Consider the following 19,579-nt stretch of genomic DNA (forward strand, 5'->3'; position numbering starts at 1 on the left):
TTCTTGACGACCATAGAGCATTGGAACCACCTGATCCCATCCCGAACTCAGCAGTGAAACGATGCATCGCCGATGGTAGTGTGGGGTTTCCCCATGTGAGAGTAGGTCATCGTCAAGATTAAATTCCGAAACCCCTATCTGCGCACGCAGGTAGGGGTTTTGTTTTTGTCCTTGGGAAATCGAAACTACTGCCCCAACCGCTCCAGCGTGTGCGTCAACGGTTCCAGCGACACACAGATAAAACCATCAAGCGGCCGATTGAGTTCCTCCACCAGCAAGATGGTTGCCCCCGTCGACAGGGCGCACATCAACAACACGACGACAATGGTGCCATTGCATGGTGCAAACAGGCCGAACGAGCCGAAGATAATCGCCAGCCATGTCACCAGGATCACCAGCATCACCGGTGGAATCGATTGATTGGCCTGTAGCAGGGTCAGCCAGCGGGTGGCAAACACGGTGTCCATGTCCCGCAATGCCTTGGCTTTGAGCGAGCGCTGATCATCGTTGCCGGGCGTCAGTGACTCGACCTGGCGTTGCAGGCCTTCGGAGCGACGGATCATTTCGGGGCTATCGAGTTTTTCAATCTGCTGGTGATCGCGGGTCGCGAGCACTTGGGTGACTTCGGCGTAGTTGTGCTTGAGCTCGGTGCGGATACCCTGGGTGTCAGCGCCGTAACGGGCCAGCAAGCGGTCGAACTGAACCACTTTCGCCGCCGCGCCCTCCAGTTCGGCATTGGCCGTATCGAATGTGCCTTTGGCAGAGGAAACGAGCAGGCCGAGGACCAGCGCCGACATCGTTGCGATGAGGCCGGTGGCCAGCTTCACCACCGCCACGGAGTCATCGCTCAGATGATGGCTTGGTAATCGCTCCCTCACGTACGAGCCCAGCAGTGCGCTGGCGGACAGGCAGGCGAAGACGATGAGGGCGATCACCACGTCATTCAAATTCAACCTCCGTTGACGCTGTCTTCCATGGGGGAGATATCTACTGGTACTTGATCACGATGCCTTTGAGTTTGCGTCCCTCGATGGTCGTCACGTCGCGAGCCCACAGCGGTCCGCTGGCATAGGCACCCACTGCCTGAATGTGGTCATAGACGACCACCACGGCGTTGCCACCGAGTTTGGCGGATTCTATCCGCAGCTTCTGTTCGACTTCGGTAATCGGCGGGGCAGGGTCGATGCTGGCGTCGATCAGCACCTCACCCAGGCGCACATGCGGACGTGAAGGTTCGGAGCGCAGCACCACGACCTGGTCGGGCGATGTCGGTGCGGGGTGTTCTACGCCGACATAGGCGGTGGTCTGTGCATCGACAGTGGCGCAGCCATTGAGGGTCAGCAGACTCGTGATCAGTCCACCTGCCAGTAGCAAGTATTTGAAACGGGGGGACCAGGACAGGACGTGGGTCGGCATAGTGGGTTTGCTCCTTGGTTGCGCTGCTATCCCTGTGGCTAGTTGACGGTAGCAGACAGACCGGGAGTTGCCAGAACGCCCAACCTTTTCAGGTTGGGCTTTTATGCCTTGAAGATTGTCGATCGACAAAAGCCGTTCACTGATCCTTTTCGCAATTGACCATCCACGAAACACCAAAACGGTCGACCAGCATACCGAAGCGTGCCGCCCAGAACGTGGTCTCCAGTGGCATTTGCACAGTGCCACCGTCCGCCAGCGCGTTGAAGACCCGCTCGGCCTCGGCAATGCTGTCGACGTTAAGTGAAATCGAACAGCCACTCATTTTATCGATGGGGCGATCCGGTGTGGTGTCCGAGCCCATGATGGCCTGATCGCCCACGATCAGGCGGGTATGGATGATCAGGTTGTGCAGATCCTTGGGGAAATGCTCACCGGCCGGCGTTTCGCCGAAGGTCAACATGGCTTCGATCTGGCCCTGCAGGCACTGCGCGTAGAACGTGAAGGCCGCTTTGCAGTCGCCGTTGAAGATAAGGTAGGGATTGATTTTCATGGTCTGCTCCGGGTGCTCGAGTAAATACATCGGTTTGGACGCCGGTTTTTTCGGCGAATTCCGATTGTGTCGAGCCGACAAGCAAAGCGCTAAATCTTTGTCGAAGCTTGTGTTTCTTTAGATGTTTTTTCGATAGGACGCGCGAGGCTTATCGCCTCCGGCACACGCCGTGGCGCCAGCACACGTTCGATGGCGCCGCTGACCATGCTTTCCAGCAGTTCATCGCGTTCCTGCTCGTCCAGCACATGGGGCGTCAGCCAGCTGGGAGCGCTGTTGAGCAGGGCGCCAATGGCATGCCCGGCGGCGAGCAGGCCTTGCTCGCTGAAACGGGACTTCGCGCCCAGCATCTTCAGCAGCGTACGTTCGTATTGCTCGCGCAATTGCCTGACCCGAGCCTGTTGCTCTTCGTTCAGGCAACCGCTGTCGCGCTCCACCAGGCGGAAATGCCAGGGCATCTCCCGATGCAGACTCAGATGGGCGCGGATCAGGCTGTTGAGTTTGTCGCGCTTGCCCGGGGCCTTCTGCTGGATACGTGCCAGGGTGGCCAGCAGTTCCTCGTAGAACTCTTCGATCAGGTCGAGCAGAAGATGCTGTTTGCTCGGGTAATGGTGATACAGCGAGCCTGGAGAAAGCCCCAGGCACGTCGCGAGCTCACGCATGCCGACCTGGCCGAACCCCTTGCAGGCAAACAGCTCCAGGACCTTGTCCCGGTACTCGGCAAAGCGCGAGCAACGCTCAGGCATAGGCATGGAAGCCGCGCCCCGTTTTGCGTCCCAGGTAACCGGCAGCGACCATTTCCTTGAGCAGCGACGCCGGGCGATATTTGCTGTCGTTGAAACCGTCATAGAAGGCTTCGAGGATCGACAACAGGGTGTCCAGGCCAATCAGGTCCGCCAGGGCCAACGGGCCGATAGGCTGATTGCAGCCCAGGCGCATGCCGGCGTCGATGTCTTCGGCGCTGGCCAGGCCCTCCTGGAACACCAGGATCGCTTCGTTGATCATCGGCACCAGGATCCGGTTGACCACGAAGCCCGGGCGGTTACCGGCGGTGATCGCCGTTTTGCCGAGGGTGGTCGCCATGTCCAGCGCCAGTTTGTGGCTCGCGTCACTGGTTTGCAGGCCGCGGATGACTTCGATCAGGCCCATCACCGGCACCGGGTTGAAGAAATGCAGGCCGATGAAGCGCTCAGGCTGGCTGACACTGGCGGCGAGTTGGGTGATCGACAGCGACGAGGTGTTGGAGGCAATGACGCATTCGCTGCTGACCTGCGCGGCGATCTGTTGCAGCACACGCAGTTTCAGGTCGAGATTTTCCGTCGCCGCTTCGATGACCAATTGCGCGTCACCCAGGACACTGTAATCGGTGCTGGTGCGGATTTTGTCGAGGGTGGCCTGTTTCTGCTCCGGCGTCAGGGTTTGCTTGGCGATCTGCCGGTCCAGGTTTTTACCAACGGTTGCGACAGCTTTTTGCAAAGCGCTTTCGGAAATGTCGAGCAAGGTCACGTTGAAACCGGCCATGGCACAGACTTGCGCGATGCCGTTGCCCATGGTGCCCGCACCGATCACGCCGATGTTTTGCAGATTCATCTTCCCATCCTTCGATCAAACCCTGCGATACCTTGGCCGCGACTGCAGCCGAAGGCGTACTATTGCCGCGAGTCTAGAGCCGGCAGGGCGGTTGTCCTATGCCAAAACTGTTCAACGGCACTGATGTTTTTTGCCATTCGGGTGATGAGAGAGAAACGAACCAATGCGGGAAAAGGACTCGGTTGCCGCCTATTTCGTGCAGGCAATGATCCATGGGCTGAGGGATGATCCGCAGCGCGTGACGGCCGTGCTCGAACAGGCGGGCATTGATCCGGCGGTCATGCACCAACCCACGGCGCGGGTGCCGGCCAATGCGTTTGCGGCGTTGTGGCTGATCCAGATCCGCGAACTCGACGACGAGTTTTTCGGGCTCGACTCCCATGGCATGCCGCCGGGCAGTTTCGCCCTGATTTGCCGTGCCCTGATTCAGGAGCCCGACCTGCACAAGGCCATGCGTCAATGCCTGGCCAACTTCGGCTTGTTCCTGCGCGACTTTCGCGGCTCGCTGGCCGTGCGTGGCAAGCGTGCGGTGATCAGCCTGGAAACCCGTTCGACGGACAACGATGCCAGCCGGTTCGGTGAAGAAACCTTCCTGGTGTTGATGATCAGCCTGCTGTGCTGGCTGGGCGGGCGGCGCATTCCCATTGACCGTGCGGACTTCCGCCATTCACGCCTGTCGCTGGGTGACGATCGCTTGCTTTGGGGCCCCAACCTGACCTTTGGTGCCGAGCGCACCGAAATCGAATTTGCCAGCCACTACTTGCGCCTGCCAGTGGTTCAGGACCTGGCGTCGTTGAAAGTGTTTCTGCGTACCGCGCCGCAATGGCTGGTGATCCGTTTCCGTAACCAGCATGGCCTGGCATCCCAGGTTCATCAGCGCTTGCGCGGCAGTCATTACAGCGAATGGCCGACATTGCAGGCCTTTGCCCTGGAACAGCACCTGAGCCCCAGCACCTTCCGCCGCAAACTGGAACGTGAAGGCTGCTCCTACCAGGAAATCAAGGACGAAGTACGGCGTGGCGTGGCCTTTGAGCAGTTGCGTCAGAGCGACGCGAGCATCAGCGATATCGCCGAGCGACTGGGTTTCCAGGAACCCAGCGCCTTCCATCGGGCGTTCAAGAAGTGGACCGGGGAAAGCCCTGGGCGCTATCGGGCCCGTTATCAGGGGGAGCAGGGTACAGGGGGCGCCGCCCTTCAGGAGTCCTGCGAGCCCTGAGCCATCAACTCTCCACCCGCAGGACAATCTTGCCGATGTGATCACCCGCTTCCATCCGGGCGTGGGCCTGTGCCGCTTCGGTGAGCGGGTAAACCCGGTCGATCATCGGCAGGCAGCGACCGGCACTCAGCACGGGCCATACGTGTTCGTGCAGTTGGCGGGCGATGGCGGCTTTCTCATCCTGAGTCCTCGAGCGCAACAGGGAGCCGGTGACAACGGCGCGTTTGGCCATGATCGCCAGTAAATCGACATCCCTGGCGTGAGCTCCACCGAGGAAACCGAGCATCACCAGGCGACCTTCCATGGCCAGGGCGGCCACATTGTTGTTGAGGTACGAGCCACCCATGATGTCGAGAATCACGTTGACGCCCTGGCCTGCGGTTTTTTCCGCGATGACCTGCATAAAGTCCTGGTCGCGATAGTTGATCGCCTCGGCGCCCAATTGGCGAATCGCGGCGCATTTTTCTTCGCTGCCGGCGGTGGCGAACGCTTCGATGCCGAGCTCGCGGCACAGCATCAACGCGGTAGTGCCGATGCCGCTGGTACCACCGTGGATCAAGGCGCGCTGACCCTGACGGGCATCGCCAAGGCCGAACAGATTGGCCCAAACCGTAAAGTAGGTTTCCGGGACGGCCGCCGCCTGCAGCCAGTCCATGCCTGCGGGGATCGGCAGCGCCTGACTGGCCGGGACCACGCAGTATTGTGCGTATCCGCCGCCATTGGTCAGGGCACAGACCTTGTCGCCCAGGGCAAATTCGCTGACGCCCGCGCCAATCGCCATCACTTCGCCGGCTACTTCCAGCCCTGGGTTCGGGTTCATGCCGGGTTTCATCGGGTACTTGCCGGCCCGTTGCAGCGCGTCCGGGCGATTGACCCCGGCGGCGTGCACGCGGATCAGTATTTCACCGGCCCCTGCAACGGGCACAGGCACCTGGCGCGGTTGCAGGACTTCAGGGCCACCGGGTTCGGTGATTTCGATCAGGGTCATGGTCTGGGGCAGTGTCATTTCAAATACCTGTATCGAGTGTCAATGATTCGCTCGAACGACTGAGCAATCGGCTGCCGAGTTCCAGCAATAGCGCTACCACAATGGCCCCGGCGGCAATCACGAACATCAAGGCATGATGGCCACCACTGGCGTTGAACAGCGCCGAATAAGCAAACCCCGAGAGGGCCTGGAACGTCGCGAACGACACGGTGGCGCGGCTCCAGGCAATCTGCTGCTGGTGATGGTTGGGGATCAATTCATGCACCCGGGCCAACGCCAGCGGCACGATGCCGGGCGGGAAGGAGCCGAGGATCACCGCCAGTACAGCCAGTGCCGCGAACGAACTGTTGATCGATAAAAGGCCAACCGCCAACGCCTGTATGACCAGCACGATGCGGATCCCTGTTTTCGCGCCCAGTTGGTCGGCCAGAAAACCGTAGCTCACTGGCCCGACAATCGCGCCAAGGCCATACATCACCCAGATCAGCGCGCCGACATGCGCCCCGGCATTGAGCCCGCGGGCGACGTAATCCACCAGGAACACCATGGCCGGCACCAGTCCGGCGGCCATGAACGCGTATTGGGCGAACAGCAGGTAAACGCTCGGGTCGGCGGGGGCAGACGACGAGGTATTCGACGGCGCAGCGGCGACCAGGTGCGCAGCGGTTGGCCAGCCAAACCAACTGGCGGCGGTGAGGACCAGGGCCAACACGCCAAGGCCGAACCAGGTTTGCTGCAAGCCGAGGCTCAGCAGCGGCGGCACGAGCGTCCCCGAGCCGGCGATGCCCAAGCCGATGCCAAGGAATATCGCACCGCTGGCCAGGCCCCTGCGGGTCGCCGGTACGTGAGGCAATACGGTTCCCGCCACCAACACCATGATCGCGCCACCGGCGATCCCCGACAGCAGGCGCCAGCCGAAGAACCAGCTCATCGACAACGGAAAACCACAGGCGAAAAACGCCAGCGTCACTGCCAGCATCATCAGGCGCAGGGCGGTTTTGTTCGAGGTCCGGCGTGCCAGTGGATGACCAATCAGTGCGCCGATCAGGTAACCCACCAGATTGGCGGCGCCGAGGTACACCACGTCGCTGGCGGAAAACCAGTGGGCCTGGATCAGTGAGGGAATCAACGGCGTGTAGGCGAAACGCGCCAGGCCGATGCTGACCAGGCTGGCGCAGAGGCCGGCGAAGATCGGCAGCCAGATCGCACTGGATGCAGGAGTAAGGGGAGCAGATGAGCGGTGCATGTGCATTGTCCTGTGGGGAACTCAGGCCTTCAGCATAGCGAGCTTCTTCGAAGCATTAATGAAGCGATTACGCGCTATGCTGATGCACAAATGCATCATCAGGAGAGCGCTGTGAATTGGGATGACGCCCGGGTATTTCTCGCGGTTTGCCGTGAATCGACGTTGCGTGGTGCGGCGCGGGTGTTGGGGGTCGACCAGGCGACGGTCGGCCGGCGCATCACGGCGCTGGAAAAGTCATTGAGTGCGACCTTGTTCCTGCGTACCTCCGAAGGTTACGCGCTGACGGCTGTCGGCGAAGCGGCGCTCAAGGCGGTGGAGAAAATGGAACATTCGGCGTTAGAGCTGGAACGCCAGATCCAGGGCCTGGACGATCGCCTGACCGGCACGGTTCGGGTCAGCACCACCGACTCCCTGGCGATCGATTTCCTGATTCCGGCGATTGCCCGCCTGCATCGACAACACCCGGATGTACGGGTGCAACTGGACGCCACCACGCAGATTCTCAGCCTCGCAAAACGCGAGGCGGACATCGCCGTACGCAACACCCGACCGGACAACCCGGACCTTATCGCCCGGCGCATCGCCCGCTGGCCGGTGGGTCTGTTTGCCTCGCAAGCCTATGTCGATGCCCACGGCGTGCCGGAGCCCGGGTCGGCGTTCGCCGGGCATGACCTGGTGGTGTATCAACCGTACTTGCAGGGCAACAAGGACCTGACGCTGGTCTCGGAACCGGTGGCGCGCGGGCGGATTGTCGCCAGCCTCAGTTCCAGCCTGCTGGTGCGCCGTTCGATTGCTGCGGGGATAGGGGTTGGGGAAATTCCGGTGTACATCGGGGAGAAGGAGGGGCTGGTCAGGTTGTGGCCGGAGCGCTCGCGGCCGTTGCCCTATGACATCTGGCTGGTGACCCACGCGGACCTGCGGCATACGGCGAGGGTGCGGGCGGTCATTGATGAGATTGTCGCGGGGTTTGCCGGGACCGGCGAATAATCTGTAGGAACGAGCTTGCTCCGGGCGGTGCTCCGACGATGGTGTGTCAGTCGACACCAATGTGAATGACACTCCATCGCGAGCAGGCTCGCTCCTACAGGGTTTTGTCATGGCATTTGCGGCAGTTCCTGTGGGCGCAGGTCAAACACCAGCACTTCGGCATCCACGCCGTTGCTCAAGGTCAGCGCCTGTTCGTCACGAACCCGCACACCGTCGCCTTCCTGCAACAACACACCGTTGAGTTCGACGCTGCCCCGGGCCACGTGCACATAGGCGTAGCGGTTGGCGGCGAGTTCCAGGGTGGCGCTTTCCTTGCCGTCGATCAGGCCGGCATACACCCGTGCATCCTGACGCACCTTCAACGAACCCTTGGCGCCGTCCGGCGAGATGATCAGTTGCAGGCGCCCACGTTTTTTCTGGGTGCTGAAGTGCTCTTGCTGATAACGCGGTTTGGCGCCACTGACGTCGGGCACGATCCAGATCTGCAGAAAGTGCACCGGCCGGGTGTTGGAGTGGTTGAACTCACTGTGGGCCACGCCGCTGCCTGCGCTCATCAGTTGCACGTCGCCGGGGCGGATCACCGAACCTGTGCCCAGGGTGTCCTTGTGTTCCAGGGCACCTTCAAGCACGTAGGAGAAAATCTCCATGTCGCGGTGCGGGTGTTGGCCGAAGCCTTTACCGGCGGCGACGCGGTCGTCGTTGATCACCAACAGGTCAGAAAAACCCTGCTCTTTCGGGTTGCGATAGCTGGCGAAGGAAAAGGTATGGAATGACTTCAACCAGCCGTGATTGGCCAGGCCACGATCCGAGGCTTTGCGAAGAGTCAGCATGATCAAATCTCCTTTCAGGACGTGAATTCGTCCGAGTGAGGAGAAGGTTAATGTTTATCGTTAGATGCAATAAGTAGATGGAAATTGAAATACTGTCTCTATGTGGTTGACAGTTATGTGGGCTGTGTCACGCATTCTTTTTTCGATGCAAGCGCCACATTTAGCCATAATGCACACCACCCCTGATGCCGGGCGCAGACTTTGTAGGAGCGAGCCTGCTCGCGATGGTCGTTAACGGTGACGCGTTCTGGCTGGATGAAAGCGGCGCTGTTGAGTCCATCGCGAGCAAGCTCGCTCCTACAGGGGGGCCGTGTTCGGCGGACCGACCTAATTTGATCCCAGTGAATTCCAATCCATGAAAACCGTGGCAATGGTGCTGTTTCCCGACTTTCTCCTGCTCGATATGGCCGGGCCCATGGAAGTGTTTTCCATCGCCAATCGTTATCTGAAACCCGACGATCACTATGTGCTGTCGACCATCGGCACTGAGCACGGCGCACTGCGGGCGTCCAACGGGGTGAGCGTGCATGCCGACCGGCACATCGACCAGGCCTGCGAGGGTTTTGATTTGCTGCTGGTGCCCGGTGGTCCCGGTGCCTACAACGAAAGGCATCCGCCGTTGCTCGACTGGCTCAGGCACAACGTCAACCGGTCCGCTGGTTATGGTTCCATCTGCACCGGGGCGTTCGTGCTGGGGCACGCGGGTTTGCTCGACGGCTATCGCGTTACCACCCACTGGCACTACACCGAGCGGCTGATCAAGGGCTTTCCGAAGGCGACCGTCGAGACCGATCAGATCTTCGTCCAGGACCGCAACCTGATCACCTCCGGTGGCGTCACCGCCGGGATCGACCTGGCCTTGTCGGTGGTGGCCCGGGACCATGGCAAAAAAGTCGCCCAGGACGTGGCCAAGGTGTTGCTGGTGGTCATGAAACGCCAGGGCGGGCAGGCGCAGTTCAGCCCGTTGATGGCGGCGGTCGCCCCCCACGAAACGGCGATTACCCGGGTGCAGAACCATGTGCTTGAACATCTCGATGAAACCTATGGCATCGAGCGCATGGCGGGTCTGGCCAACATGAGCCCGCGTCACTTCGCCAGGGTGTTCGCCCGGGAAGTGAACATGACGCCGATGGAGTTTCTGCAAAGCGCGCGCATCGATTGCGCCAGGAACCTGCTGGAAACCACCGAGTTGCCGCTCAAGACCGTGGCGTTCAAAAGTGGCTTCGGCAGTGTGCGGCACATGCGTTTTCTGTTCAGTGAAAAGCTCGGCCTGACCCCGGCCCAATACCGCGAGCAGTTCAGCTAGCGCGTATGTCCGTCATGCGCACCGCAATGGCCGTGACGCTCCCCCCGTGGCAGTTGTACCGTCACCGTGGCCTGCCAAGATACCGCTGAACTCATTGCAAGGACGGTGCGGAGCCTGGGCTGGAAGCCAGGTTTCCAGCGGGTGACTGCCCATGAACAGCCTCAGAGATATAAACAGCGAAGCGGTGCTGCAATTCGGGCCCTACGCTTTCCACCTCAGTCAGCGACTGGTGCTGGAGGGCGATCGACCGCTGCGCCTGGGCGGCCGCGCTCTTGACGTGTTGCAGGTGCTGGTCGAGCACGCAGGTTCAGTGGTCAGCAAGGAAGAGTTGATTGCGCAGGTCTGGCCGCGCTCCGTGGTCGAAGAGATCAACCTGCGGGTGCACATTGCCGCCCTGCGTCGTGCCCTGGGCGATGGGCAGAACGGCCAGTGCTACATCGTCAACATTCCCCAGCGCGGCTACAGTTTTGTCGCCCCGGTGCAGCTTTCGCCAGAGCCTGTAGCGTTCCCGAGCGGGACCGTACAAAAGCTCCTGCACAACCTGCCGGCGCGGCTCACGCCGATTACCGGGCGCGATGCGGTTGTCGGCAGCCTGGTGCGGCAGATGCCGGTGCGCCGATTCATGACCCTGGTCGGGCCTTGCGGGATCGGCAAGACCACCGTGGCGCTGCGCGTGGCCGAACTGTTGCTGCAGCACTATCGGCATGGCGTGTGGCTGGTGGACCTGGCGGCGATCGATGACCCGGCGCAAGTGACTGATTACCTCACTCGAACCCTTGAACTGAAGGTCGGCACCACGCTGGAGACGCTGGCGCAGCGGCATGCCTTGTTGGTGCTCGACAATTGCGAACACCTGCTCGAACGCTGCCAGACGTTGATCGAGACACTGCTGCATTCGATGCCCCGACTGTCGATCCTCGCCACCAGCCGCGAGCCACTCAAGGCGTCTGGCGAAACCGTATTGCGTCTGCCACCGCTGGCGGTGCCGCCGGCGTCAGGGCTGCGCAGCGTCGCCGAGGTCATGGGCTATTCGGCGGTGCAGTTGTTCGTCAGCCGTGCCCGGGCTCGATTGCACGGGTTCACCCTGCGCGAACAAGACCTCAGGACCATACGGGATATCTGCCGACGCCTCGATGGCCTGCCGCTGGCGATTGAACTGGCCGCGGCGCAAATCGATGCGTTGGCGTTGGTGGGGTTGCAAGCGCAACTCGACAACTGTTTTCAGCTGCTGACTCAGGGTCGCCGCACAGCCGTTCCCCGACATCAGACCCTCAAAGCCGCTCTGGACTGGAGCTACGAACGGTTGACTGCCGTGGAGCAAACCGTGTTGCAGCGTCTGGCGGTGTTCAAAATGGCGTTTACCCAGGACGCAGCGATTGGCGTGATCAGTTGCGACGGGCTGCCCGCCGCCGAGCTGATCAAGGTGATGGAGAGCCTCGCTCTCAAGTCACTGCTGTCCCAGGAGCAGGGCGGCGGTGTTACCCGTTACCGCTTTCTCAACACCACCCGCACCTACGCACTGGAAAAACTCGAACTCAGTGGTCAATTGCGAACCCTTGAAATGCGTTATGCGGCATACATCAGTAAAACGTGCTGGTCTTCAGGCCGACAGGTGGCATTGCAACTCGTCGAGTAGCCGGCGAACCGTCATCAGGTCAGGCGTGGCAAAACCTTCGGTGAAACGCTCGTAGATCGGTGCCAGCAGGTCATACGCCCTTTGGCGGTGGCCTTGACGCTGCCACAGTTGCGCCAGCGAGGTGGCGCTGCGCAGCTCCCAGGCCAGTGCACCCTGAGTTCTGGCCACGTTGAGTGCCTTGAGCAGCACGGTTTCGGCCGTCGCGGCGTTGACCGGGCAATCCGTTGCCAGCAACGTCTTGGCCCTGGCCCGCAGAATCTCTGCGGTGCTCCAGCCCGACACACCGTTTTGTGCGCGTTCGAGCAAACCATCGTCGACGTATGTCGAATCCAGCGTGACCATGATGTCTTTGATCAAACCGACGCTTTGGCGGCCGGTTGGCCGAACATTGGTGCCACCGATCACCTGCGCGTAGTGTTGCGCCCAGTTGTAGAACAGTAGAATCGAGTGTTTCTGCGCCTGTTCCAGCAGCAGGCGCAGGAGTTCGCGGGCGCTGCGGGTGTCGCCGTTGTAGTAAGCGATCAGGCAGCCGGAGAGCGCCAGGGTGTAGCAGATCGATGTGCCGTGGTTGATCTGCAATGCGATGTCCAGTGCCTGCCGGGCCGCGCGCCAGGCCTGCTCCGGTTGGCCTTGCAGCCAGAGGATGCGCGCGTGGATGGTCAGCGCCGCAACGCTCTGGTCGTATTGCACGCCGAAAGCATGGGTGAAACGGTTGAGATGACCGCTGTGGGCCATGCGTTGCAGCACCTGTTCGGCATGCTCCCGAGCCTGATGCTGGTCGCCGCAGAAGTGCAGGGCCAGTACCCGCAATCGATGCATGCTCAGGGACATCAGGGCGTCGTCCTGCAGCCCCAGTTGATCGAATTGCCGGCTCTGCTCCTGGGCCATCCGGTAATGACCGCAACAGAGATTGACCGCCAGGTGACCGGAAATCGCCAGTAACTGGCCAGCCACATCGTTGCACTGTCGGGCCAGGCTGTGGGCGCTGACGAAAGCGCCTACGGTTTCGTCGGTACCCCCCTGCGTGTGATAACAGGCGCTGCCCAGGGCCAGCATGAGGGCCATCTTCAAGCGCGGGCAAGGCTCGGGTGACTCCTCGAGCAAGGCCAGGGCCTTGCGCACATAACCGCCGTGTTCCTTGAGCAGTGACAACTCCTGCCACAGGGGAGTGGACTTCGCGGCCAGGCGTATCGCCAGTGCCTGCGGCCCTTGAGCGTGCAAACCCCAATCGAGGGTTGCACGGATGTCCTCCAGAGCCCGGCCATAGCGCTCGATCCACAGGTCGCTCGACGTTTTCTCCCAGTCGTCCTGCGCCTGTTGCATCAGCACCAGACAGCGCTCGGCATGGCGTTCCCGCGTGCCGGGCAGGTCGGCGGTTTGCGCAAGTTTTTCCAGGGCGTAGCCGCGGGTGGTGTCGAGCAGACGGTAGTACACGTCTTCGTCGCCCACTTCCACGTTCAGTAACGACTTGGCGACCAGTTGCGTGATTGAACCGAACACCTCGCGCGGTTCCATGTGTTCGCCGACGATCACTGCCGCTGCCGACTCCAGGGTGAAGCCTGCGCAAAACACACTCAGTCGGCGCAGGCAGGTCTTTTCGCAGGCAGTGAGCAGTTCGAAGCTCCAGTCCAGTGTTGCACGCAGGGTCTGATGGCGTGCCAGGGGCGTCTGGCAGGACTGGTTCAACAACCGGAAGCTGCTTTGCAACTGCGCCAGCAAGCCGTGCAATCCGAAGTTGCCCACTTGCGCCGCTGCCAGTTCGATGGCCAGCGGTATGCCGTCCAGTCGATGGCAAATGTCTATCAGCAGCGGCAGTTCATCATCGGTCAGTTCAAAGCTGTCATGACTGGCCATGGCCCGCTCGACAAACAGTTGCAGGGCGGAAAAGGTCATGGCCTGGGCGCGGTCGAGGACGGCGATGGGCGGCGGGCAGTCGAGTGACTCCAGGCGCTGGACGAATTCCCCTTCGGCCCGCAGGCTCTCGCGGCTGGTGGCGAGGATGTGCACGTGCGGCGCACTGCGCAGAATGTCTTCGCTGAGCTGGGCAATGGCGTCGATCAAGTGTTCGCAGTTGTCGATGATCAGCAGCATGTGGCGATCGCGCAGAGAGTCTGCAAGTCCGCTCAGGGGGGCGTCGTCGTGCAGGGCCAGTTCGAGTAGCGTCGCCAGATGACCGTTAATCATCAGCGGGCAGTTGATCGGGGCCAGGTCCAGCAAGTGTATGCCGTCCCGGTAGCGACCGATCATTTGTTCGGCGACCTGCAGGGCTACGGTGGTCTTGCCGATGCCGCCGGGGCCGAGGAGGGTGATGAATCGCTGGCGGGGCAGTTGCTCCATCAGGTTGTCGACCAGGGTCTGCCGGCCGATCATGCGCGTGCGGCGCACCGGCAGGTTATGCCGGCTCGACGCGGAACGTGCGGGTCCCGGCGCTTGCTCGGCCTGTACCAGTGAATGCGGTGCGACGAAACTGTACCCGCGCTGGGCCACGGTGACGATGTAGCGCTGGCCGGCCTGACCGTCGCCGAGCGCCTTGCGCAAGGCGGCCATGTGCACCCGCAGGTTGATGTCTTCGACCACGCTGTTGGGCCAGACCCGGGCGATCAATTGTTGCTTGCTGACCACGTTGCCAGCGTGTTCCAGCAGGATCAACAGAATGTCCATGGCGCGCCGTCCCAGGCGCAAGGGCTGGTCGGCCTCCATCACCAGGCGTTGTCCGGGGTAGACCCGGTAGGGGCCGAAATGAACAGCCTGTTCGGGGGAAAGGGTCAACGAGTCGCTCCTGTTGCATCCGTCTGGTTCGCGGTTTTGGAGCATATTCCTCAGGTTTTTTACCCAGCGCAATGCGCCGCCCGGGTGACTGATGAGGGCAGGCATTGACTCTAACGTATCGGCCAATGGCTGTCGGTCCCGCGATCATTGGGCGCGACAGACGGACAGCAGTTGCCGAGGCTTTTTGCGCGCCATGGAAATTTAACAACGTTTAACTCGTCGCGCGTCCGGTTTGCGTCCAAAACTCTCCCTCTTCAACTTCCACTGAAGGCAGGGATGAAATGTCAGTCAGCCGCGAGCAGCTCAATGTGGGAGCGAGCCTGCTCGCGAAGGCGGTGTCACATTCAGCATATGCGATGACTGACACAATGCTTTCGCGAGCAGGCTCGCTCCCACAAAGGACAGAGCAATGAGCAACGTGGTGGTGGTCTATCACAGTGGCTACGGGCACACCCGGGTCATGGCCGAAGCCGTGGCCGGGGGCGTGGAGCGGCACCTGGGCAGCACCTGCCAGTTGATTCCGGTCGAGGACGTGGACGAGCACTGGGAGCGGCTGCACAACGCCGACGCCATCATCTTTGGTGCGCCGACCTACATGGGCAGCGCCTCGGCGGCCTTCAAGGGCTTCATGGAGGCCACGGCGGCGTTCTACCTGGCCCAGCCCTGGCGCGACAAACTGGCAGCCGGTTTCACCAATTCCGGCTGCCTGTGCGGCGACAAACTCAGCACCTTGTTGCAGATGGCCGTGTTCGCCGCCCAGCACTCGATGATCTGGGTCGGCCTCGACCTGCTGCCGGCGCGCTCCAGCACCGGCGCGTTCAACGGCCAACTCAATCGCCTGGGCAGCTCACTGGGCGCCATGGCCCAGTCGAATGTCGAACAATCCCCCGACGATGCCCCTCCGCCCGAGGATCGCTGCACCGCCGCGCACCTGGGCGAGCGTGTGGCGCGCCTGGCGGATCGCATGAACCCGCTACCGGTTTGTTTCACCCCCCAACCCTCGTTAAGGAAGCATCACCCATGAGCACCTTTACTACTCGCGACGGCGTCGAGATTTACTACAAGGACTGGGGCACCGGTCAGCCGATTGTCTTCAGCCACGGCTGGCCGCTGAACGCCGACAGCTGGGAGTCGCAGATGATCTTCCTGGCCTCCAAGGGCTACAGGGTCATCGCCCACGACCGTCGCGGTCATGGGCGTTCCAGCCAGCCGTGGTCGGGCAATGACATGGACCATTACGCCGACGATCTGGCGCAGTTGATCGAGCTGCTGGATCTGCAAGACGCCGTGCTGTTCGGCTTCTCCACCGGCGGTGGCGAGGTGGCGCGTTACATCGGTCGCCACGGCACCGGCCGCGTGGCCAAGGCCGGGCTGATATCCGCCGTGCCACCACAGATGCTCAAGACCGAAGCCAACCCCGGCGGCCTGCCGCTGGAAGTATTCGACGGCATCCGCCAGGCCTCGCTGGCCGACCGTTCGCAGCTGTACATCGACCTCGCCAGCGGCCCGTTCTTCGGCTTCAACAAACCCGGCGCGAAACCGTCCCAGGGCATGATCGACTGGTTCTGGATGCAGGGCATGATGGCCGGCCACAAGAACGCCTATGACTGCATCAAGGCGTTCTCGGAAACCGACTTCACCGAAGATTTGAAGAAGTTCGACGTGCCGACCCTGGTGGTGCATGGCGATGCGGATCAGGTCGTGCCCTACGAAGCGGCGGGCGTCTCCTCTGCCAGGCTGGTGAAGGGCTCGACCCTGAAGATTTACCCGGGCGCCCCTCACGGTTTGACGGACACCCATAAGGACCAGCTCAACGCGGATCTGTTGGCGTTCTTGAAAGGTTAAAAAGCCGGATCAAAAGATCGCAGGCTTCGCCAGCTCCTACAGGGTCGCGTGCATACCCGTAGGAGCTGGCGAAGGCTGTGATCTTTTGCCGTTGAGGGCGGTGCCGCGGACAAACTGACAGCGCCACGCAAACGGATTGATGCCTTCGCTGCGGGTGAAGATGTGGCTGAAGTGCGCCTGATCGCAGAAGCCGCATTCAAGGCTGATCTGCGTAAGGCTCATGTCGGTGTACCGGATCAATTGCTTGGCCAGGGCAATGCGCTGCTGGCGGATCCAGTCCTGGGGCGAGAGACCGGTGCTGCACTTGAACGCGCGGGAGAAGTGACTGCGCGATAGGGCGCAGGCCTGTGCCAGCTCGCTGACTTCCAGGCTGTCGCCCAGGCGTTCGAGGATCAATTGTTTAACCAGCTTTTCGCGTTGCGGGCTGAGGCCGCCGGTGTGGGTCTTGCGTGGTTCGCTGGCAGGTGCGCGGGCGGTGGTGTGCTGTGGGTAAGCCATGGCCATTGTCCGGTCGGGGAGGAAAAGCGCTGGCGCCCGGTTTGAGCGATCAGCACCGTTACTCTGGAAAAACAGTTCTGCGCTGAGGGCTTCATTGTTGGCGGCGCCCGCTGTGGCTGACGAGTTAAACGTTGTTAATTCCATGCCCGAGGCTGTGAACACAGCACATCGTTGCAAGTGCGGGCGACGTCGATGGGCACAAGATGCGCAATCTGGAGCGGGCCACAACGGACCGTCGGTTGATTTGAAAAGGTGAACAGATGAAACGGACATGGCAGGGAACGCTGGGCGCCATCGGCCTGGTTCTGATATCCGCCAACGCGCTGGCCCAGGCGCCGGCGCAGGTGGGCACGCAAGTACCCGGTTACTTCCGGCTGGCGCTGGGGGATTACGAGGTGACGGCGCTGTTCGACGGTTACAACGACCTGTCGCCAAAGCTGTTGCAAGGCATGAGCCAGAGCCAGATCCGCGCGCTGTTGGCCCGTCGTTCGATTGAAACCCCGGGTGTGCAGACCGCCTTCAACGCCTTTCTGGTCAACACCGGTAAACAGCTTGTCCTGATTGATACCGGGGCAGGGCAATGCATCGGTCCTACCGCCGGCCAGCTCCCGGCCAACCTGCAAGCGGCCGGCTACAAACCGGAGCAGGTGGACGCCATCCTGATCACTCACCTGCACCTGGATCACGTCTGCGGTCTGGTGGACGGCCAGCAGCAACCGCTGTTCGCCAACGCCACGGTGTACGCGGCCAAGGCCGAAGCCGACTACTGGCTCGACCCGCAGGCGTTGGCCAAGGCGCCGGAAGCGGCCAAGGGCTACTTCAAGATCGCCCAGGATTCCACCGCACCTTACGTGGCCGCCGGCCGATTCAAGACCTTCACCCCCGGCCAGTCACCGCTGCCGGGCGTGGTCGAGGCGCAACTGGAAGAAGGGCACACGCCGGGCAGCACCACGTACCGTTTCACCTCGCAAGGGCAAAGCATCCTGTTCATGGGCGACCTGGTGCACAACCTGGCCGTGCAATTCCTGCACCCTGAGGTATCGATCAGTTTCGACGTCGACAGCCAGCGTGCGATCAAAAGCCGCAACCAGGTGTTCAGTGCCGCTGCCGCCAGCAAGACCTGGGTGACGGCGGCGCACCTGCCATTCCCCGGCATCGGCCACATCACCGCCGAAGGCAAGCATTTCCAGTGGGTGCCGGTGGAATACGGACCGTATAAACGAGCGGCGAACGTGCCGTTGATCGAGTAAAGTCGGCAGTTCTCGCGCCTGGCCGACCACACAAGGAACCCGAGCCTATGAACCGTAACGATCTGCGTCGCGTCGACATGAACCTGCTGGTGATTTTCGAAGCCCTGATGTTCGAAAAGAACCTGACCCGCGTCGCCGAAAAACTGTTCATGGGTCAGCCGGCGGTGAGCGCCGCGTTGGGGCGTTTGCGCGATCTGTTCGACGACCCGTTGCTGTTGCGCAACGGTCGCGGCATGGAACCGACGGCGCGTGCGCTGGCGATTCTCAAGGAGTTGCAGCCGGCGATGGACACCATTTCCGGCGCGGTCAGCCGGGCCAGGGAGTTCGATCCGGCGACCAGTTGCGATGTGTTCCGCATCGGTCTGTCGGACGATGCCGAGTTCGGTTTGTTTCCACCGTTGCTGCGTCAGTTGCAAGAGGAAGCACCGGGCATCGTCGTGGTCGTGCGGCGGGCCAATTACCTGTTGATGCCGGCGCTGCTGGCGTCGGGGGAAATCTCGGTGGGCGTGAGTTACACCACGGATCTGCCGGCCAATGCCAAGCGCAAGAAACTGCGCGATATCCCCTGCAAAGTGCTGCGCGGCGACACCCGGCCGGGGACGCTGACCCTGGACGAGTACTGCGAGCGGCCCCATGCGATGGTGTCGTTCTCGGGGGACTTGAGCGGCAATATCGATCTGGATCTGGCGAAGGTCGGGCGCAGTCGTCGAGTGGTGCTGGGGGTGCCGCAGTTCAGTGGGTTGCGGGCGTTGCTCGCCGGGACCGAGATGATTGCCACCGTGCCGGATTATGCGGCGTGCGCGTTGGTCGAGGGCTGTGGGTTGCGCGCTGAGGATCCGCCGTTCGAGATTGAGGCGGCGCAGTTGTCGATGGCCTGGAGTGGGGTGCATGACAATGATCCGGCGGAGCGGTGGTTGCGGTCGCGGATCGGTGAGTTCATGTCTTTGGCTTTGGCTTCGGATATTCCTTCCTGACTGAGTACATATCCGTTTCTGCGGTAACGGCGGCTTATGGTTTCGCCCTTACGGCCAGCCCTTTCAAGGTGTTTTCCCTTTATGGGCCTTGAGCACCCGATCCGTCGACACATGAGCGTGCGCAGCTTTACCGTCCAGCCACTCCTTGGGTTTGGCGATTTTGGGACCACGTATGCTTTTGGCCACTTGCTTGGGCTTGATATTCCTGGCGAGCGCCAACAGTCGCGTTGCCAGCGTTTCTGAGGTCGTTTGAAGTGTCAGGTACTCCGAGGGCAGTGCGATCTGCATGCCCTCGTATCCGCTACGCACTTGTACCGTCAGATGGAAGATCGAAGCTTCCCAGCCTTCGGGCACTGTCTCGCGATGAGCCTGTTCCACGCTGCGCTTGAGCACTGCCAGGACGTTGTAGGCCAGGATCGCCGAGGCAAAACCCAGCAACGCCGCCCGCGGAGCGCCAAGGCTTTCGATTTCACTGTCCAGC

The 19,579-nt window shown here is 61.6% G+C and carries 18 protein-coding genes, 1 rRNA gene and 1 pseudogene; 9 read left to right on the top strand and 11 right to left on the bottom strand.

Going from position 1 to position 19,579, the window contains the following annotated elements:
- Window positions 1-2 precede the first annotated feature (2 nt).
- Window positions 3-118 (top strand): 5S ribosomal RNA (rrf, locus tag KGA83_RS25065).
- A gap of 67 nt (window positions 119-185) precedes the next feature.
- Here rrf and KGA83_RS25070 read toward each other — a convergent pair.
- The 5 genes from KGA83_RS25070 to KGA83_RS25090 all read right to left on the bottom strand — a co-directional run bounded on the left by KGA83_RS25070 (window position 186) and on the right by KGA83_RS25090 (window position 3,553).
- Window positions 186-938, bottom strand: a complete 753-nt coding sequence (locus KGA83_RS25070) for a hypothetical protein (RefSeq protein ID WP_223531144.1) — start codon at window positions 936-938, stop codon at window positions 186-188.
- A gap of 49 nt (window positions 939-987) precedes the next feature.
- Window positions 988-1,416 carry a hypothetical protein gene (locus KGA83_RS25075; protein ID WP_108219656.1) on the bottom strand — a complete coding sequence of 143 codons (429 nt, stop codon included), beginning with the start codon at window positions 1,414-1,416 and terminating at the stop codon, window positions 988-990.
- Between the two features lie 136 nt (window positions 1,417-1,552).
- The gene (locus tag KGA83_RS25080; RefSeq protein ID WP_108219657.1) at window positions 1,553-1,966 is read right to left on the bottom strand and encodes a VOC family protein; all 414 of its coding nucleotides are present in this window, start codon (window positions 1,964-1,966) and stop codon (window positions 1,553-1,555) included.
- A gap of 89 nt (window positions 1,967-2,055) precedes the next feature.
- Window positions 2,056-2,715 carry a TetR/AcrR family transcriptional regulator gene (locus KGA83_RS25085; RefSeq protein WP_108219658.1) on the bottom strand — a complete coding sequence of 220 codons (660 nt, stop codon included), beginning with the start codon at window positions 2,713-2,715 and terminating at the stop codon, window positions 2,056-2,058.
- A complete protein-coding gene (locus KGA83_RS25090) occupies window positions 2,702-3,553 on the bottom strand; it encodes a 3-hydroxybutyryl-CoA dehydrogenase (protein WP_223531138.1) in 852 nt (283 codons plus the stop codon). Before KGA83_RS25090 ends, KGA83_RS25085 begins: the two co-directional genes overlap by 14 nt.
- Before the next feature lie 163 nt (window positions 3,554-3,716).
- On the opposite strand from KGA83_RS25090, the gene KGA83_RS25095 reads away from it, so the two are divergent.
- Window positions 3,717-4,769, top strand: coding sequence for an AraC family transcriptional regulator (locus tag KGA83_RS25095; RefSeq protein ID WP_108219660.1), 1,053 nt, complete (start codon window positions 3,717-3,719; stop codon window positions 4,767-4,769).
- Window positions 4,770-4,773: 4 nt separating this feature from the next.
- Here KGA83_RS25095 and KGA83_RS25100 read toward each other — a convergent pair whose 3' ends face one another.
- Together KGA83_RS25100 and KGA83_RS25105 are read right to left on the bottom strand one after the other, a co-directional pair.
- On the bottom strand, window positions 4,774-5,775 hold the full coding sequence (locus tag KGA83_RS25100; RefSeq protein WP_108219661.1) for an NAD(P)H-quinone oxidoreductase: 1,002 nt from the start codon (window positions 5,773-5,775) through the stop codon (window positions 4,774-4,776).
- A 1-nt stretch (window position 5,776) separates the two neighbouring features.
- Window positions 5,777-7,003 (bottom strand): YbfB/YjiJ family MFS transporter, encoded by a 1,227-nt coding sequence (locus KGA83_RS25105; RefSeq protein WP_223531139.1) that lies wholly within the window; start codon window positions 7,001-7,003, stop codon window positions 5,777-5,779.
- A 111-nt stretch (window positions 7,004-7,114) separates the two neighbouring features.
- On the opposite strand from KGA83_RS25105, the gene KGA83_RS25110 reads away from it, so the two are divergent.
- Window positions 7,115-7,990, top strand: coding sequence for a LysR family transcriptional regulator (locus KGA83_RS25110; protein WP_108219663.1), 876 nt, complete (start codon window positions 7,115-7,117; stop codon window positions 7,988-7,990).
- A 107-nt stretch (window positions 7,991-8,097) separates the two neighbouring features.
- On the opposite strand, the gene KGA83_RS25115 is transcribed toward KGA83_RS25110, so the two are convergent.
- A complete protein-coding gene (locus KGA83_RS25115) occupies window positions 8,098-8,820 on the bottom strand; it encodes a pirin family protein (protein WP_108219664.1) in 723 nt (240 codons plus the stop codon).
- A 355-nt stretch (window positions 8,821-9,175) separates the two neighbouring features.
- Between KGA83_RS25115 and KGA83_RS25120 the strand changes: the two genes are divergently transcribed.
- Both KGA83_RS25120 and KGA83_RS25125 read left to right on the top strand, forming a co-directional pair.
- Complete coding sequence (locus KGA83_RS25120; RefSeq protein ID WP_223531140.1) at window positions 9,176-10,126, top strand: GlxA family transcriptional regulator; 951 nt, start codon at window positions 9,176-9,178, stop codon at window positions 10,124-10,126.
- A 151-nt stretch (window positions 10,127-10,277) separates the two neighbouring features.
- The gene (locus KGA83_RS25125) at window positions 10,278-11,762 is read left to right on the top strand and encodes an ATP-binding protein (protein WP_223531141.1); all 1,485 of its coding nucleotides are present in this window, start codon (window positions 10,278-10,280) and stop codon (window positions 11,760-11,762) included.
- Here the strand turns inward: KGA83_RS25125 and KGA83_RS25130 are convergent.
- A complete protein-coding gene (locus KGA83_RS25130) occupies window positions 11,727-14,531 on the bottom strand; it encodes an ATP-binding protein (RefSeq protein WP_223531142.1) in 2,805 nt (934 codons plus the stop codon). The two genes, KGA83_RS25125 and KGA83_RS25130, sit on opposite strands and share 36 nt — an antisense overlap.
- Before the next feature lie 409 nt (window positions 14,532-14,940).
- On the opposite strand from KGA83_RS25130, the gene KGA83_RS25135 reads away from it, so the two are divergent.
- Together KGA83_RS25135 and KGA83_RS25140 are read left to right on the top strand one after the other, a co-directional pair.
- Window positions 14,941-15,555 carry a flavodoxin family protein gene (locus KGA83_RS25135; protein ID WP_108219668.1) on the top strand — a complete coding sequence of 205 codons (615 nt, stop codon included), beginning with the start codon at window positions 14,941-14,943 and terminating at the stop codon, window positions 15,553-15,555.
- Window positions 15,552-16,376 carry an alpha/beta fold hydrolase gene (locus KGA83_RS25140; RefSeq protein ID WP_108219669.1) on the top strand — a complete coding sequence of 275 codons (825 nt, stop codon included), beginning with the start codon at window positions 15,552-15,554 and terminating at the stop codon, window positions 16,374-16,376. Before KGA83_RS25135 ends, KGA83_RS25140 begins: the two co-directional genes overlap by 4 nt.
- A gap of 36 nt (window positions 16,377-16,412) precedes the next feature.
- Here KGA83_RS25140 and KGA83_RS25145 read toward each other — a convergent pair whose 3' ends face one another.
- On the bottom strand, window positions 16,413-16,874 hold the full coding sequence (locus KGA83_RS25145; protein ID WP_108219670.1) for a helix-turn-helix domain-containing protein: 462 nt from the start codon (window positions 16,872-16,874) through the stop codon (window positions 16,413-16,415).
- A 260-nt stretch (window positions 16,875-17,134) separates the two neighbouring features.
- Between KGA83_RS25145 and KGA83_RS25150 the strand changes: the two genes are divergently transcribed.
- Together KGA83_RS25150 and KGA83_RS25155 are read left to right on the top strand one after the other, a co-directional pair.
- Window positions 17,135-18,124 (top strand): MBL fold metallo-hydrolase, encoded by a 990-nt coding sequence (locus KGA83_RS25150; protein WP_108219671.1) that lies wholly within the window; start codon window positions 17,135-17,137, stop codon window positions 18,122-18,124.
- Between the two features lie 47 nt (window positions 18,125-18,171).
- A complete protein-coding gene (locus KGA83_RS25155; RefSeq protein ID WP_115948306.1) occupies window positions 18,172-19,098 on the top strand; it encodes a LysR family transcriptional regulator in 927 nt (308 codons plus the stop codon).
- 63 nt (window positions 19,099-19,161) lie between these two features.
- Here KGA83_RS25155 and KGA83_RS25160 read toward each other — a convergent pair.
- Window positions 19,162-19,579: pseudogene (locus KGA83_RS25160) on the bottom strand (IS4 family transposase); the annotation flags it as partial.

Source organism: Pseudomonas sp. GL-R-19, assembly GCF_019956375.1.
In the GTDB taxonomy this organism is placed as follows: domain Bacteria; phylum Pseudomonadota; class Gammaproteobacteria; order Pseudomonadales; family Pseudomonadaceae; genus Aquipseudomonas.

Excerpts from the sequence above, each read along its gene's own strand:
- KGA83_RS25075 (WP_108219656.1), bottom strand. The coding sequence starts at position 1,416 with ATGCCGACCCACGTCCTGTCCTGGTCCCCCCGTTTCAAATACTTGCTA.
- KGA83_RS25080 (WP_108219657.1), bottom strand. The coding sequence starts at position 1,966 with ATGAAAATCAATCCCTACCTTATCTTCAACGGCGACTGCAAAGCGGCC.
- KGA83_RS25085 (WP_108219658.1), bottom strand. The coding sequence starts at position 2,715 with ATGCCTATGCCTGAGCGTTGCTCGCGCTTTGCCGAGTACCGGGACAAG.
- KGA83_RS25090 (WP_223531138.1), bottom strand. The coding sequence starts at position 3,553 with ATGAATCTGCAAAACATCGGCGTGATCGGTGCGGGCACCATGGGCAAC.
- KGA83_RS25095 (WP_108219660.1), top strand. The coding sequence starts at position 3,717 with ATGCGGGAAAAGGACTCGGTTGCCGCCTATTTCGTGCAGGCAATGATC.
- KGA83_RS25100 (WP_108219661.1), bottom strand. The coding sequence starts at position 5,775 with ATGACACTGCCCCAGACCATGACCCTGATCGAAATCACCGAACCCGGT.
- KGA83_RS25105 (WP_223531139.1), bottom strand. The coding sequence starts at position 7,003 with ATGCACCGCTCATCTGCTCCCCTTACTCCTGCATCCAGTGCGATCTGG.
- KGA83_RS25115 (WP_108219664.1), bottom strand. The coding sequence starts at position 8,820 with ATGCTGACTCTTCGCAAAGCCTCGGATCGTGGCCTGGCCAATCACGGC.
- KGA83_RS25120 (WP_223531140.1), top strand. The coding sequence starts at position 9,176 with ATGAAAACCGTGGCAATGGTGCTGTTTCCCGACTTTCTCCTGCTCGAT.
- KGA83_RS25125 (WP_223531141.1), top strand. The coding sequence starts at position 10,278 with ATGAACAGCCTCAGAGATATAAACAGCGAAGCGGTGCTGCAATTCGGG.
- KGA83_RS25135 (WP_108219668.1), top strand. The coding sequence starts at position 14,941 with ATGAGCAACGTGGTGGTGGTCTATCACAGTGGCTACGGGCACACCCGG.
- KGA83_RS25140 (WP_108219669.1), top strand. The coding sequence starts at position 15,552 with ATGAGCACCTTTACTACTCGCGACGGCGTCGAGATTTACTACAAGGAC.
- KGA83_RS25145 (WP_108219670.1), bottom strand. The coding sequence starts at position 16,874 with ATGGCTTACCCACAGCACACCACCGCCCGCGCACCTGCCAGCGAACCA.
- KGA83_RS25150 (WP_108219671.1), top strand. The coding sequence starts at position 17,135 with ATGAAACGGACATGGCAGGGAACGCTGGGCGCCATCGGCCTGGTTCTG.
- KGA83_RS25155 (WP_115948306.1), top strand. The coding sequence starts at position 18,172 with ATGAACCGTAACGATCTGCGTCGCGTCGACATGAACCTGCTGGTGATT.